Genomic DNA, 14,102 nt, shown 5'->3' with positions numbered 1-14,102 from the left:
CACATGAACTTCGAGGAACGCATCATCCGACGGCTACGCCGGAACCGGAGCCGACAGCTCGTCCGGGATTACGCCGCGTTCAGTCCGGTCTCTCATCCGTCGGAGCCGGTCTCACGGGAGGCGGCACTCGAGCGGTTGCTGGACACCCTGCAGCCGGCGTTCTCCGGGGAACTTCCGCCGTCGGCGTACGTCTGGGGGCCGAAAGGTGCAGGAAAAACCGCCCTGGTGAAAGCCACGTTCGACGTTCTCGCCGGCGTTTCGCGGGAACAACACAGGGGAATCCACACGACGACGAGAACGGAGCGGCCGCAAACGCCCCCGTTCGTCTACGTCGACGCACGCGAGGCCGACAGCGAGTTCTCACTGCTCGCGGCGGTACTGAACGGACTGCTCGAGCGTCCCGCACCCACGCAGGGAGTGAGCACCGGGCGGATCCGGGAACAGATCTCCCAGGTGATCGACGGGCGCGATGGCGTCGTCGTCGCCGTCGACCACCTCGGAGAGCCGCGCACACACGAACTCTCGTCGGTCGCGGAAACGCTGTCGAGCCTGGAGGGAACGTTCGTCTGGGTCGGCGTCGGTCGGGACCCCCCTGGATCGCATTCGATCGACCCGGATCAGGTCGTGGAGATGTCGGCGTACCGTCGACACGCGTTGGTCGATATCCTCTCCGAGAGAACGTCAGTGGGGCTTTCCCGCGACGCGTTGACACACGAACAACTCCGGGAACTCGCCGTCTGGGCCGACGGCGACGCACACGACGCGCTGGCGGCTGTGTTCGGTGGGGCGGTCGTCGCCGAACAGAACGGTCACGACACGATACTCCCGTCGGACCTCGACGCCGGCATCGGGGCGGTACCCCGTCCGTGTGTCGCCCTCGGGCGGGTGCTCGCGTTGCCGACGAACTGGCAACACGTGCTCGCCGGGCTCGTCGAGCTGTCGCCTGACGACCGGATGTCGGTGACATCGGCGACGGCAGCGATCGCCACGACTTCCGGGATCGATCTCTCGGAGGGAACCATACGGCGGATGCTGTACGAACTCGCCGAGGAGGGAATTCTGGACCGGCAGCCGGTAGACGGGGCCGGGAGTCGGGGGCGACCGCCAAGCCGGATCGAACCCCTGTTTCCGACGCTTTTGTTTCGGGAGCTGTCGCGGGAACGACCCGACGAGTAGTTCGTCATCGACGGCGGCAACCGGCGCACCTGACGTGTGATTTTTGCCTGTCGCTCCCTCGGGTACTGACGAGAGACCATGATCGACGCGACCGTACAACTGGGGGAGACGGTGATCGCCCTCCTGGGTTCGGAGCTGTTTCCCCGCGGGTGGGAACACTACCTCCTCGGCGGGCTGTTCATCGGGCTGGGGACCGCGATCATCTACGCGGCGACGGCGATCCCGGCCGGCGCGAGCACGTTTCTGGAATCGACGCTGTCGTACGCCTCCCGGCTCCGGCGTTTCCAGCAGCCCCGATTCGTCAGTTCCCGGGACTGGCGAGTCGTGTTCACGGTGGGGATCGTCGCGGGCGCCGCGGGATACTCCGTTGTCGCCGGGGAATTCGTCTGGTTGACCGACGTGCAGCCCTGGCGGCTGTTCGTCGGCGGAATCCTCATCGGGGTCGGAACCCGCATCGGGAAGGGTTGTACGTCGGGACACGGCGTCTGTGGGGTCGGGTCCGGGTCACGGACCTCGATCCTCAACGTCGCGGTGTTCATGCTCGTCGCGATCGGCGTGGCACAACTGCTGTTCGCGATGGGGGTGCGGCCATGAGTGATCCCACAGGCGACGGTGCTCTCGAGGAAACGGACGATCGGGGATCCGACCAGCACCCGCTGTTTCTCCCGGTCGTCTTCCTCGGCGGGGTCGTCTTCGGAGCCGGCCTGGCAGTGAGTCAGATGGCGCGCCCGGAGATCGTCCTCGAGTTCCTGCAGTTCCGGGATCTCGGCTTGGTTTTCGTCATGGGCGGGGCGGCGGTCGTCGTCGGGATCACCGTCTTCGGATTGGTCAACTCCGGACGGCGCGCGCCGCTTACCGGCGACCCGTACCGGCGGCGGTTGAAGTCGATGGACAGAAACGTCCTGGTGGGTGGCGGAATCTTCGGCGTCGGCTGGGGGCTGTCCGGGATCTGTCCGGGGGCTGCGTACGCCAGCCTGGGAATCGGGAACGTGATCATCCTGTACGGGATCGCCGGAATGTTCCTCGGCGCGTATCTGCAGGGATATCTCCGCGAACTGACCGCAGAGACGCTCGAGCCTGCCGTTGCCGACTGATCCGTCGAAAGCGACCTTCACCCGCAGCCTTTTATCGTCGGGCACCGTTTCCGCAGACAAGATGCCACAGGTACACCTCGACGAAGAAACGATCGAGCGTCTCGACTCGCTCCGACAGGAGGACGAGGAGTACGACGAGATAATCAACGAACTGATCAACATCTACGAGGTCGAGGAGTTGACGCTTTACCGTAGCGGCGGGGAGTAAGCCCCCTCCGCTCACGCCTGCAAACGGACGAGTTTTCGCTCGATCGGCTCACCGCCTGTCGCGAACGTAATCGATCGCTTTCCCGGGCGTGTCGAGCGCGTTCAGTCCAATACCGGCAAGGACGAACAGCACGTACAGCCCCAGCGTCGAGAGGAACAGCACGATCATCGCGGCGATCGCCCACCCGCCCGACAGGTAGTAAAACGCCCCGAGCGTGAGTATCACCCCGTACAGCAACACGAGATACGGCCCCCACCCACGGGCGTGTCCGCGCCGGAGACGCGAACGAACGTACCGTTTCAGTTCCGCCTCGAGCTCCGGCTTCTCGACGGTCCGCCGTTCGACGTCGCCTTCGAACTCCTCGAGCCGTGCGCGTAGTTCCTCCAGTTCCGCCTGCATCGCCGCCACGTCCGGGGCACCCTGAACGCCGTCGCGGGAGTCCGCGGACGTGGGGTCGTCGGACGCCCCCGTCGGTTCGCCGTCGTCGCGGTCGTCGTCCGCCATACGTGCCCCCTCACGAACGGGGGACTGTTGTAGTTGCCGGTCCGTCGTCCCGTTGGGCCGTCGGCGAGCGCCACCGCGGCGGAAGAACGTATCGCGCAACCGACTGACCCCTCGTGACGGCGAAGACTCCCCATCCGGCTGTTCGCCGTCCCCCTTGTGGTCGCTATCGCCGTCGAGAACGGCGTTGATAGCTGCCCCCACAAGGAGCACGATCGCCGCAAAGTACAGCCAGGTGACGATCAACAGGATCCCGCCGACGAACCCGTACACCTGATACTGGCCGGCTGCGGCGGCGTACACCTGGAACCCGGCCTGCAGCAACGTCCAGCCGACCGCGGCGAATGCCGTTCCGGGAAGCACTTCACGCACGGTCACTTCCGCATACGGTAGCAGATAATAAAGCGGGAAGAAGACGACCGCGAGTACGACCGGCAGCGCGAGCACGCTCGTGATCCCGTACAGCGGACCGGGATCCAGGGCGGCGATCACGCCCGCCGTGACGATCATGAGCGCCGCGCCCAGACCGATGCTTGTGGCGACGAGAACTGCATCCAGGAGTTCATCGAGGATGCCGATCGTCTTCTCGGCGCCGTAGACGCGCACGAAGGCGGCGTCGAGCCCGCGAAACACCTTCAGTGTCGACCAGACCAGCACGACGACTCCGACGACCGTCGCCCCGACTCGGCCTTCCGCGCCGGCGATCGCTTCCAGGATTATCTGCTCGCCTTCCGGCGTGAGTATTCCGGCGACGAGACCCACGAACGTCGCTGCGATCTGTTCGCCGAAGAACGTCGTAGAGAGCGCGAAAAGCAGCAGAAGAGCCGGAAAAAGCGAAACGAACGCGTAGTAGGCGACGCTGGCGGCGAGAAACGTAACCTGCTCGTTTTGCACGACGGTTGCGACGTCACGTATCAGGCCAACAGACCGCGAGAGACGCGAATCGGATCGACCCGAATTCGTTCCGCCACCGGCGGGGGATGACCGAGTGCTATTCACGTGGGGATTTCGACGCTTTCCTACATAAGTCGACGGGAGAAGTTCCCGGATGTCACACCGGTTTTTCGGACGTTCGAACCGTCATCACCGGCACGTCGGCGGTCCGCATGACTTTCTCCGTGACGTTGCCGACGAGGAAGCTTTCGATGTTTCCGCGGCCCCGCGTTCCAATGACGATCGCGTCGAGATCGTTCTCCTCGGTGTAGTCGACGATCGCGTCGTAGGGCTTGCCCTGTTCGACTGCCTGCTCGCAGTCGACGCCCGCCTCCGCTGCGATGTCGGCGACCCGGCCGGTTAGCTCCAATCCACGTTCGCGAAGCTCCTCTATTCCCTCCTCCTTGCGCTGCAACTTGAACGGTTGCCCGCCGACTTCCGGATCGATCACGTACAGGGCGTGAACCTGTGCGCCGAGCTCGGCGGCCAGTTCGACACCCTTTTCGGCAGCAGCTTCGGCTTCGTCGCTCCCGTCCGTCGGGATCAGAATCTTTCGGTACATAGGGGTTACACGTACAGGTGAAACAACTGACACCGCTTATAAAATTCTTTGTGTGAGTTATAAACGAGTTTACGTTGGGCAGGACGGAATCGACCGAGACGTACCGCCAACGATGTAGTGTGTTTTCGGGGAGCGTAACGAGGCACCTTTTTACTGTCCGACTGTACACGTCCGATAATGACCGACACCGACTCCGCGTACGACTACGGGGATCTCGGGCTCGTGGCCGGACTCGAGATCCACCAGCAGCTCGACACCGAGACGAAGCTCTTCTGTGAATCGCCGACGGAGCTTCGCGAACCCGAGGAGGCCGAGCGGACGATCACGCGGTATCTCCATCCGACGAAAAGCGAACTCGGCGAGCTCGACGAGGCGGCACTCGAGGAGAGCCGCGTCGACAGGGAGTTCGAGTACCTCGCGTACGACACCACCTGCCTCGTCGAGGAGGACGACGAGCCGCCCCGGCGGGTCGACGAGGAGGCGCTCGAGGTCGCGCTGCAGATCGCCGACCTGCTGGACGTGGCGGTTGTCGACCAGGCGCACGTGATGCGCAAACTCGTCATCGACGGGTCGAACACCTCCGGGTTCCAGCGATCGATGCTGCTCGGACAGAGCGGCGAAATCGAGACGAGCGAGGGATCGGTCTCGGTCGAGGATCTCCTGCTCGAAGAGGAGTCGGCACAGCGCGTCGAAGAGACGGACCGCGGGGTCGTCTACAGTCTCGACAGACTCGGAATCCCGCTCGTGGAGATCGGGACCGCCCCCGACATCCGGTCGCCGGAACAGGCCCAGGAGGCCGCAGAGCGGATCGGGATGTTGCTCCGATCGACCGGCCGCGTAAAGCGGGGGCTCGGAACCATCCGACAGGACGTCAACGTGTCGATCGCGAGGGGTGCTCGCGTGGAAATCAAGGGCGTCCAGGAGCTCGGCGGGATCGCCGACATCGTCGAACTGGAAGTGAAGCGACAGGTCGAGCTGCTGGAGATCGCCGACAAACTGGCCGAACGGGACGCGAGCATCGCCGATCCCGTCGACGTGACGGACGCGTTCGTCGACACCGACTCGGGGGTCATTCGTGGAGCCATCGAGGGCGGCGGGAGCGTGTACGCGGTCCGCCTGGAGGGGTTCGACGGGCTCGTCGGCAGGGAGATCCAGCCGGATCGCCGGCTGGGCACGGAACTTTCCGATCACGCGAAGCGCCACGGCGCCGGCGGAATCTTCCACACCGACGAGTTGCCCGCCTACGGGGTGACCGAATCCGAAGTCGAGACGCTCCGGGGGGCCGTCGACGCCGAACCGGACGACGCGGTCGCGATCGTCGCCGACGAAACCGAGACCGCGGAGCTGGCGATCGATGCGGTCGCCGATCGGGCGGAAACAGCCGTCGGGGGCGTCCCCGAGGAAACCCGGGGAGCCAACGACGACGGGACGACACGCTACCTCCGGCCGCTCCCCGGGGCGGCCCGAATGTACCCGGAGACCGACGTGCCGCCGGTCGAGCCGGATCCCTCCGACGTCGAAACGCCCGAACTGCTCACGGAGAAACTCGAGCGCTATCGGGACGAACTGGGTCTCGACGCGGGGCTGGCCCGGCAGGTGGCGTACGGTCGTCGGATGCCGCTTTTCGAGTCGGCGATCGAGGCGGGCGTCGATCCGACGTTTGCGGCGTCGGTTCTCGAGAGTACCACGACCGAACTCCGCCGCGACGGTGTCCCCGTCGAGAACCTCGAAGACGATCACTACCTGGAGGTACTGCAACGCGTCGAGGACGGCGATATCGCAAAAGAGGGCGTCGAGGACGTGCTCCGTGTGCTCGCGGACGATCCGGCGCTTTCCATCGAGACTGCCATCGAAGAGGCGGGCGTCGCCGGCGTCGACGAGGCCGAAGTCAGGGAAGCGGTCGTCGAGGTCGTCGAGCGGAACGCAGAGCAGGTCGAGTCTGAGGGGATGGGTGCGTTCTCCGGCCTGATGGGGGAGTGTATGGGCGCGCTTCGGGGGAAAGCTGACGGCGAACTCGTGAGTGACGTGTTGCGAGAGGAGATCCAACGGCGGAGCTGAACCCTCTCAATCGGTGATCCGATAGCTCAAGGAAACCCCTCGGTCGGCAGGGACAAAAAGGGTAGATTGATAACAGGCGATCAACGTTTACAAAATAGATAAACGCAGCGACAGGTTATGTGTACTGTCGCTGCAGCAATCCCCAGGCGATCTAATTCATGCCATCAATACCCGATACGATCCACGTGCTTTACGTCGATGATGGGGGAGATATCGCTGAGACGAGTGCGAGCAATCTCGAACGCAAGGATGAGCGTCTTTCAGTACTGACTGAATCCACTGTCGACGATGCGCTCGATACGCTTTCGAACGAGCGCGTCGACTGCATTGTGTCGGCATATGAGATGCCCACGCAAGACGGGATCGAGTTCCTGGAATCAGTCAGGGGGACGTATCCGGACCTGCCGTTCATCCTCTATACAGACAACGGGTCGGAGGAGGTAGCAAGCGAAGCGATCTCGAACGGGGTGACCGACTACCTCCCGAAGGACTCACGAACCGATCATCAGTCGAAACTCGCAGACCGGATTCGTGACGCCGTCACCGCGGCTCGAGCCGAGTTCAAAACGACGGGACATAACCTTGCACATACGGTCGTCCGGGAAATAAACGATGCCCTCGCACGCGCCACAACCCGATCGGAGATTGACGAGCACGTCTGTCAGATCATCGCCGACGCGGAGCCGTATCGGTTCGCCTGGATCGGGGAACACGACGCAGAATCCCGCATCATCGAACCCCGATTCGCGGCGGGGATCGGCGATGAGTATCTCGAGAACGTCGAGATAACCACCGACGAGAGTCCGACCGGACGCGGACCAACCGGCCGTGCGGTGAAAAATCGCGAGGTGGCCGTGATGCAGAACATCCCCGAGGATCCGGAGTACGAGCCCTGGCGTGAGGAGGCGCTCGAACGCGGCTATCGATCCAGTGCGGCGGTTCCCATCGTCTACGAGGACACCCTGTATGGTGTTTTGAACGTGTATTCAGACCGAATTCGGGCGTTCGACGAACGCGAGCGGGAACTGCTTTCGAACCTCGGCGACACGATCGCCCACTCGTATCACCGGATCGAACTCCAGCACCAGTACACAGAGCAGTACCGAGTCCTGTTTGACGAGGCTCCGGTGATGGTCGCGTTCACGGAGGTGGTCGACGGCGAACCGATCATCGACGACTGCAACCAGGCGTTCGCCGACCGGCTCGGCTACTCGCAGTCGGAGCTTCAAGGAACTCCGCTGGCAGAGTATTATTCCGAGGAATCCGCCGATGAACTTCTCGGCGAGAACGGGTACCAACGGGCGTTAACCGGGGAATTCGTTCGCGAACAGCGGACGCTTGTGACGCGCGAGGGGGAGGAAGTACTCACCGTACTGCGGGCGGTTCCCCGCCGGGACCCGGATGGCGAGATCATCGGAACTCAAGGGATTTATCTCGACATCACGGAGGAAAAGCAGGTACAGGAGCTCGAATGGACGAACGCCCTGCTGTCGACCCTGTTCGATGCGCTCCCGGTGGGGATCATCGTCGAGGACGACTCGCGCGAGGTGCTGACGACCAACCAGCGGATGTTCGACCTATTTGCGTTCCCGGGATCGCCCGAAGACATCGTCGGCGCGGACTGTGGCCGCTTGGCCGAGGAGGTAAGCGAGCAGTTCGAGAACTCCGAACGGTTCCTCGACCGAACCGACAGACTGGTTGCGACGCGCGAGGCTGTCGACAACGAGGAGTTCACCCTTGCCGATGGCCGAACGGTAGAACGGAGCTACCGTCCGATCGAACTCCCGGAAAGCGACGCCAATCTGTGGGTGTATCGGGACGTGACCGAGCGAACCGAGCGGGAAACGGAACTCCGGAACCTGAAAAACCGGTTCGAACTCGCCGTCGACGGAGCGAACCTCGGCGTCTGGGACTGGAACATGCAAACCGACGAGGTGGAGTTCAACGAGCAGTGGGCCACGATGATCGGCCACTCGCCCGAGGAGATCGAGCCACACCTCAGTGAATGGGAACGGCGTGTCCATCCAGCGGACGAAGGGGATGTCGACGCGGCCCTCAGTGACCATATCGAAGGGCGGACCGACTACTACGATTGTGAGCATCGGCTGGGAACAGCCGACGGCGACTGGAAATGGATCCGCGACATCGGCAGAGTCGTCGACTGGGACGAAGACGGGGAGCCGAAACGGGCAGTCGGAATCCATCTCGACATCGACGACAGGAAACGACGCGAGCAGGAACTCGAACGACAGAACGAACGGCTCGACGCGTTCACGTCGATCGTGTCACACGACCTCCGCAACCCGTTGAGCGTTGCCCAGGGCCGGCTCGAACTCGCCCGAGAGGAGTGTGACAACGAACACATCGATCACGTCCATCGAATGCACGATCGTATCGAGAGCCTGATCGAGGATCTCCTCACGCTGGCGCGTGAAGGCAAAACTGTAACCGACCCCGACCCGGTCGATCTCGTGGCGATCGTCGAAAACTGTTTCGGGACTGTCGAAACCGCGGATGCGACAGTCGTGACAGACCTCGACAGGAGGGTTCTGGCCGACGAGAGCAGACTCAAGCAGGTGTTCGAGAACCTGTTCCGCAACGCAGTCGAGCACGGGGGTGAAGACGTTGTCGTGACCGTCGGCGAATTGGACGACGGCTTTTATCTCGAGGACGACGGCCCCGGGATCCCGGAAGACGAACGCGAGCAGGTGTTCGAAGCGGGATATTCGTCGAGCCGCAACGGAACCGGATTCGGACTGAGCATCGTCAAGGAGATCGTCGAGGCCCACGAGTGGGGGATCCGCGTCACCGAGAGCACGGATGGGGGTGCGCGCTTCGAGATCACAGGCGTCGAGTTCGCGTCGACGTAGCCGCAACCAGAGCTAGGAGTCGTCCGCCACGGGTTCGAACCTGAAGCCGTCCCACTCCTGACTGTCGGCCTCCCGGATGCCCGCCTCGGGATCGCGAAGCTGCTCGCAGTAGACCGGCTCGACCCGGTCGCCGATCTCGACGTCGCCGGATGTGAGCTGGCCGATCGCCCGAACCGGCTCACCGTCGATGTCGAATTCGACGATCGCGAGGTGGTTCGGCTCGGGGACGCCGGGCGGGGTCGCCGTCGAGGTGGTCCAGGTTACGACCGTCGCAGTGCAATCGCTCAGATCGATTTCCTCGACGGGTTCGCCGCCGTCTGGTCCGACCGGATGACCCGGATAGGTGATCGTACCGTCGTCGTACCGAATCGCCGTCAACGTCGTTCGCTCTTGCTCAGACATCGCCGGCCTCCATGATCGTGGTCGTCACACAGTTTCCGAACCCGCCGACGTTACAGGCGAGTCCGACGTCAGCATCGACCTGTCGGTTGCCAGCCTCACCGAGCAGCTGTGTGTATATCTCGTACACCTGTGCGACGCCGGACGCCCCGAGGGGGTGTCCCTTGGATTTGAGGCCCCCGGAGGTATTGATCGGGATCTCCCCGCCGCGGTCGGTGACGCCTTCCTCGACAGCTCTCCACCCCTTGCCCTTCTGGAAGAACCCGAGATCCTCACTCTGGAGGAACTCGAGGATCGTGAACATGTCGTGGAGTTCGGCCACGTCGACGTCGTCGGGAGTTCGATCTGCCATCTGGTAGGCAATCTCCGACGATTCGACGACCCCGCGCATCGTTGTCGGGTCGTCCCGTTCGTGGACGACGTGGGTGTCCGTCGCCCCGCCGATCCCCGAGACGACGACGTGATCGAGTCCGCGCTCTCGGGCGATCGATTCCGGACAGAACAAAAGCGCCGCAGAGCCGTCCGTGATCGGACAGAAGTCGTACAAGCGGAGGGGATCGGCGACGATCGGCGACTCGAGTACGGTCTCCAGGTCCACCTCCTTGCGGAACTGCGCGTGCGGGTTGTCGACGCCGTTGCGGTGGTTTTTCACTGCCACCTTGCCAAGGCTCTCCCGCGGGGCGTCGTACTCGTGGAGATACAGCCGTGCGGTAAGGCCCGCAAACGAGGGGAGTGTGACGCCGTGTTTGTACTCGACCGGGTGGGTGAGCGACGCGATCACGTCGGTCGCCTCCGCGGTCGATCGGTGTGTCATCTTCTCGCCGCCCACGAGAAGCGTCATCTCGGAGGCGCCAGAGGCGACGGACTGCCAGGCGGCGTACACGCCGGCACCCCCGGAGGAGGACGTCTGGTCGATGCGCTGGGTGTACGCCGGCAGCGCCGAGAGGTCGTGAGCCAGCGCGTTCACCACCCCTGTCTGTCCCTCGAACTCGCCGCTCGCCATGTTCGAGACGTACAGATGCTCGAGTTCGTCGGGGGAGACGCCGGCGTCCTCGAGACACGCCGCGCCCGCCTCCGCGAGCAGTTCCCTGATCCACGCCTCGCGGTCGCCGAACCGCGTCATCGACGCGCCGATTATCGCTACGCGATCCATACGCGGAGGCCGTTGGGCAGGCCGGTATAGCTTTCGGCACGTGGCGGTCCCTGGGTCTCCCGCAGGAGCCTGTCGCCGACTGGATCGTCGATCGGAATACACTTGTCGCCCGGCACGGATCGCCCGGACATGGATCTCACCGACGCCCGCGTGCTGGTGACCGGCGGTGCGGGGCTGGTCGGATCGCACCTCGCGGCGGCGCTTCTCGCGGACACAGACCACGTCCGCGTCGCCGACGACTGCTCGAAGGGCGATCCCGACCGGCTCCCCGAGGGAGTGGAGTTCGTCGACGCCGACATGTGCGACCGGGGCGACGTCGCCGACGTCGTGACGTCCGATCTCGACATCGTCTTCCATCTCGCGGCGTACACGGACACGAACTTCGAGGACGGCCGACGGCTGTTCGAGGAGAACACCACGATGACGTACAACGTGCTCGAACGGATGGACGAGGTCGGCGTCGACGCGTTCGCCTTTACCTCCTCTTCGACCGTCTACGGGGAGGCGCCCCGGCCCACGCCTGAAGACCACGCACCCCTCGAGCCGATCAGCGTCTACGGCTCCGCCAAACTCGCAGACGAGGCGCTCACGTCGACGTACGCTCACACCTACGGGATCCAGTCGTGGGTGTTCCGGTTCGCCAACATCGTCGGCCCGAACCAGCGGGGCACGGTGGTGCCGGACTTCATCGAAAAACTGCTCGCGGACCCGGAAAGCCTGGAAATCCTCGGCGACGGCCGCCAGGAGAAGTCGTACATGCACGTCACCGACTGCGTCGACGCGATCCGTCACGTCGTCGAACACGCCGACGACCAGTACAACGTGTACAATCTCGGGACGGAAACGACAACGTCGGTCACCCGAATCGCCGACGTCGTGGCTGACGTGATGGAAGTCGATCCCGACTACGAGTACACCGGCGGGGACCGCGGCTGGGAGGGCGACGTTCCGAAGATGCGCCTGGCGGTCGAACGGCTCTCGTCGCTCGGCTACGAACCGGAGCTGTCGAGCGACGAGGCCGTCCGCCGTGCAGCAGAGCAGCTGTACGCGGAACTCCGAGAAGAGAACGCGTCGCGCTGACAAACGAGTACTGGCGACCTGTCGGGTGGGCAGCCCCGACGTCACCGCCGGATGAGGTTCGACAGTTTCTCCGTGAGCCCACCCTCTCCGAGCTTGAGGTAGTAGGCGTCCCCGCCGTCCTCGTAGTAGTTGTGGATGTGTCGATCGACGTCGAACCCCAGGTGGCGATAGAACTCGATGGCGTTTTCGTTCGTGGTCCGGGCGTGGCACGTCACCGTTCGGTGATTCTCCGCCACGTCAGCGACGAGTCGTTCGCCGTAGCCTCGCCCACGGAATTCGGGAGCGACAGCGAGAAACAGGATGTAGCCGTCCCGGCGGACCGAGGCGAACCCCGCCAGTTCGTCGTCTTCGAAGTAGAGATGGGTGGTGGCGCGGCGATAGGCGTTCCTGAAAAAGCCCTTCCGCTGTTTCAGGACGTTCTCCTCCCGGCGGATCCGCTCTTTGAGCTCCCAGGCGAGCTCCAGATGCTCGCTATCTCCGGGTTCGTCGATCCGTTTCTCCACCCTGACGCTCACTATTCGTTGCTACTGTGTGATAGCAGTTAACTCCAGCGGGCCGAAGCGAATACTACCTCCCCCGTCGAAACCGCACACATGGAATACACGCTGCGTGATCACACGGCCGACGTCGCCGTCGAGGCGACCGGCGCGACGCTCGGGGATGCGTTCGCGGCCGTCGCGGAAGGGCTCACCGAGGCGATGTGTGAAACGCACCCCGCCAGCGGCGAGCGGTTCACCCTCGAGGAGCGGGCCGAGGGACGGGAAGCGCTGCTGTTCGACTATCTCGACCGGCTCATCTACGAACGCGACGTCCGCGGGGTGCTGCCGGTGGATCACGACTGCACCGTCACCGTCGAAGAGACGAACGCGGAAGGCGAAACCGACGCGGAAGGCGAAACCGACGCGGAAGGCGAAACCGACGAGGAGTGGGTCGCCACCGCAAGCGCACGTGGAGTACCCCTCTCGGAAGTGACCGCTCGCGACGTCAAAGCAGTCACCTACTCCGAGATGGTTCTCGAGGAACGCGACGGCGAGTGGTACGCCTACGTCGTGTTCGACGTATGACTCCCTGAACCGGCGGGGCTCTCGTACGTATCGTTTATCAGTGTCGTCTCCCGAAACGTTCCCATGCCCAGCGACCCTCCGGCGAGCGTGCTCCTTCCGACGACCGCGTGGACGCCCGCGATCGGCGAAGTCGCAGATCAGCTCGGTCCGTCGGACGAGCTACTCGTGATCTGTGATTCGGCGTCCGATCCGATCGCAGAAGACGTTCCCGACGAGGACGCGATCCGGCTCGTGATCGCGGGGGAGCCGACGGGCTGTTCGGGGAAGGCGAACGCCATCGCCGCCGGGATGGAGGTCGCGAGACACGAGCGGATCGTCTGGACAGACGACGACTTCCACCACCCGGACGACTGGCTCGAGACGCTGTCGACCGACTACGACCGCCACGGACCGACAACCGAGGTGCCGTTTTTCGTCGGAGGGGACCCGCTTTCCACGCTGTTTGAACCCCAGTACGTCCTGGGCGGGACCGCAGGGGTGTACTTCGGCGACGTCGCCTGGGCCGGGGCTGTCGTGTTCGAGCGGAGCGACCTCCCGGACGAAGCGGCGTTTCTCAGCGACCTCCGGACGACGGTGAGCGACGACGGACTGTTGACTGATCGGGTCGACATCACGCCGGTAAAACGGGTGCGGCGGGTTGCGGTCGGCGGCACCATCCGGGAAACACTCGAGCGCCACGTGCGGTTCGCCCAGATCGTCCGCCGTCACGAACCCGCCGGATTCGCCATCACCGGCGCCCTGGCAGGGGCCGCAACCGTCGCCGGAGTGTTTTTTCCCCTCCCGACGCTTTTCGCAGTGACGGCACTGATCGCGGTCGTTTACCACACCTTCGGCGTTCGACGGTGGACGGTCCTGCTCGCGTATCCGTCCGTGATGGTGATGGTTCCGTTCCTGGCGTACGCCCTGCTCCGCCGCACGTTCGTCTGGGGCGGGCGACGATACCGGTGGTGGAGCCTGTTCGACGTCGAGGTACTGGAGTGACGGGGGCGATCGAGGGTTGCCGG

The 14,102-nt window shown here is 64.1% G+C and carries 15 protein-coding genes; 9 read left to right on the top strand and 6 right to left on the bottom strand.

The genetic code is table 11. The annotated features are described in order from the left end of the window. Nucleotides 1-3 precede the first annotated feature (3 nt). From AArcSl_RS12510 to AArcSl_RS17120, 4 genes are all read left to right on the top strand, one after another. A complete protein-coding gene (locus AArcSl_RS12510; protein WP_119819794.1) occupies nt 4-1,176 on the top strand; it encodes a Cdc6/Cdc18 family protein in 1,173 nt (390 codons plus the stop codon). A 78-nt stretch (nt 1,177-1,254) separates the two neighbouring features. Further along, on the top strand, nt 1,255-1,770 hold the full coding sequence (locus AArcSl_RS12505; protein WP_119819791.1) for a YeeE/YedE family protein: 516 nt from the start codon (nt 1,255-1,257) through the stop codon (nt 1,768-1,770). Beyond that, nucleotides 1,767-2,270, top strand: coding sequence for a DUF6691 family protein (locus AArcSl_RS12500; RefSeq protein ID WP_119819788.1), 504 nt, complete (start codon nt 1,767-1,769; stop codon nt 2,268-2,270). The genes AArcSl_RS12505 and AArcSl_RS12500 overlap by 4 nt, the downstream gene beginning before the upstream one ends. A 61-nt stretch (nt 2,271-2,331) precedes the next feature. Then, nucleotides 2,332-2,478 (top strand): DUF7557 family protein, encoded by a 147-nt coding sequence (locus AArcSl_RS17120; RefSeq protein WP_193588467.1) that lies wholly within the window; start codon nt 2,332-2,334, stop codon nt 2,476-2,478. Between the two features lie 48 nt (nt 2,479-2,526). Here AArcSl_RS17120 and AArcSl_RS12495 read toward each other — a convergent pair whose 3' ends face one another. Further along, complete coding sequence (locus AArcSl_RS12495) at nt 2,527-3,978, bottom strand: YhjD/YihY/BrkB family envelope integrity protein (RefSeq protein ID WP_394337304.1); 1,452 nt, start codon at nt 3,976-3,978, stop codon at nt 2,527-2,529. A gap of 52 nt (nt 3,979-4,030) precedes the next feature. After that, complete coding sequence (locus AArcSl_RS12490) at nt 4,031-4,474, bottom strand: universal stress protein (protein WP_119819785.1); 444 nt, start codon at nt 4,472-4,474, stop codon at nt 4,031-4,033. A 177-nt stretch (nt 4,475-4,651) separates the two neighbouring features. On the opposite strand from AArcSl_RS12490, the gene gatE reads away from it, so the two are divergent. After that, nucleotides 4,652-6,532 carry a Glu-tRNA(Gln) amidotransferase subunit GatE gene (gatE, locus tag AArcSl_RS12485; protein WP_119819782.1) on the top strand — a complete coding sequence of 627 codons (1,881 nt, stop codon included), beginning with the start codon at nt 4,652-4,654 and terminating at the stop codon, nt 6,530-6,532. Between the two features lie 158 nt (nt 6,533-6,690). After that, a complete protein-coding gene (locus tag AArcSl_RS12480) occupies nt 6,691-9,402 on the top strand; it encodes a PAS domain S-box protein (RefSeq protein WP_119819779.1) in 2,712 nt (903 codons plus the stop codon). Between the two features lie 12 nt (nt 9,403-9,414). Here AArcSl_RS12480 and AArcSl_RS12475 read toward each other — a convergent pair whose 3' ends face one another. From AArcSl_RS12475 to AArcSl_RS16855, 3 genes are read right to left on the bottom strand one after another with little or no spacing between them, the layout of a single operon-like run. Beyond that, the gene (locus tag AArcSl_RS12475) at nt 9,415-9,804 is read right to left on the bottom strand and encodes a Zn-ribbon domain-containing OB-fold protein (RefSeq protein ID WP_119819776.1); all 390 of its coding nucleotides are present in this window, start codon (nt 9,802-9,804) and stop codon (nt 9,415-9,417) included. Continuing rightward, a complete protein-coding gene (locus tag AArcSl_RS12470; protein WP_119819773.1) occupies nt 9,797-10,954 on the bottom strand; it encodes a thiolase family protein in 1,158 nt (385 codons plus the stop codon). The genes AArcSl_RS12475 and AArcSl_RS12470 overlap by 8 nt, the downstream gene beginning before the upstream one ends. Next, nucleotides 10,942-11,085, bottom strand: a complete 144-nt coding sequence (locus tag AArcSl_RS16855; protein ID WP_154670819.1) for a hypothetical protein — start codon at nt 11,083-11,085, stop codon at nt 10,942-10,944. Before AArcSl_RS16855 ends, AArcSl_RS12470 begins: the two co-directional genes overlap by 13 nt. Here AArcSl_RS16855 and AArcSl_RS12465 point away from each other — a divergent pair. Continuing rightward, on the top strand, nt 11,084-12,034 hold the full coding sequence (locus tag AArcSl_RS12465; protein ID WP_119819768.1) for an NAD-dependent epimerase/dehydratase family protein: 951 nt from the start codon (nt 11,084-11,086) through the stop codon (nt 12,032-12,034). The two genes, AArcSl_RS16855 and AArcSl_RS12465, sit on opposite strands and share 2 nt — an antisense overlap. A 41-nt stretch (nt 12,035-12,075) precedes the next feature. On the opposite strand, the gene AArcSl_RS12460 is transcribed toward AArcSl_RS12465, so the two are convergent. Next, entirely contained in the window at nt 12,076-12,549 is a 474-nt protein-coding gene (locus tag AArcSl_RS12460) for a GNAT family N-acetyltransferase (RefSeq protein ID WP_119819765.1), read from the bottom strand. Between the two features lie 78 nt (nt 12,550-12,627). Between AArcSl_RS12460 and AArcSl_RS12455 the strand changes: the two genes are divergently transcribed. Continuing rightward, nucleotides 12,628-13,098, top strand: coding sequence for an archease (locus tag AArcSl_RS12455; RefSeq protein WP_119819762.1), 471 nt, complete (start codon nt 12,628-12,630; stop codon nt 13,096-13,098). A 63-nt stretch (nt 13,099-13,161) separates the two neighbouring features. Beyond that, nucleotides 13,162-14,079 (top strand): glycosyltransferase, encoded by a 918-nt coding sequence (locus AArcSl_RS12450; protein ID WP_119819760.1) that lies wholly within the window; start codon nt 13,162-13,164, stop codon nt 14,077-14,079. Nucleotides 14,080-14,102 lie beyond the last annotated feature (23 nt).

It is taken from the genome of Halalkaliarchaeum desulfuricum (assembly GCF_002952775.1).
GTDB lineage: Archaea > Halobacteriota > Halobacteria > Halobacteriales > Haloferacaceae > Halalkaliarchaeum > Halalkaliarchaeum desulfuricum.
This window is presented reverse-complemented; position numbering and strand designations above follow the sequence as displayed.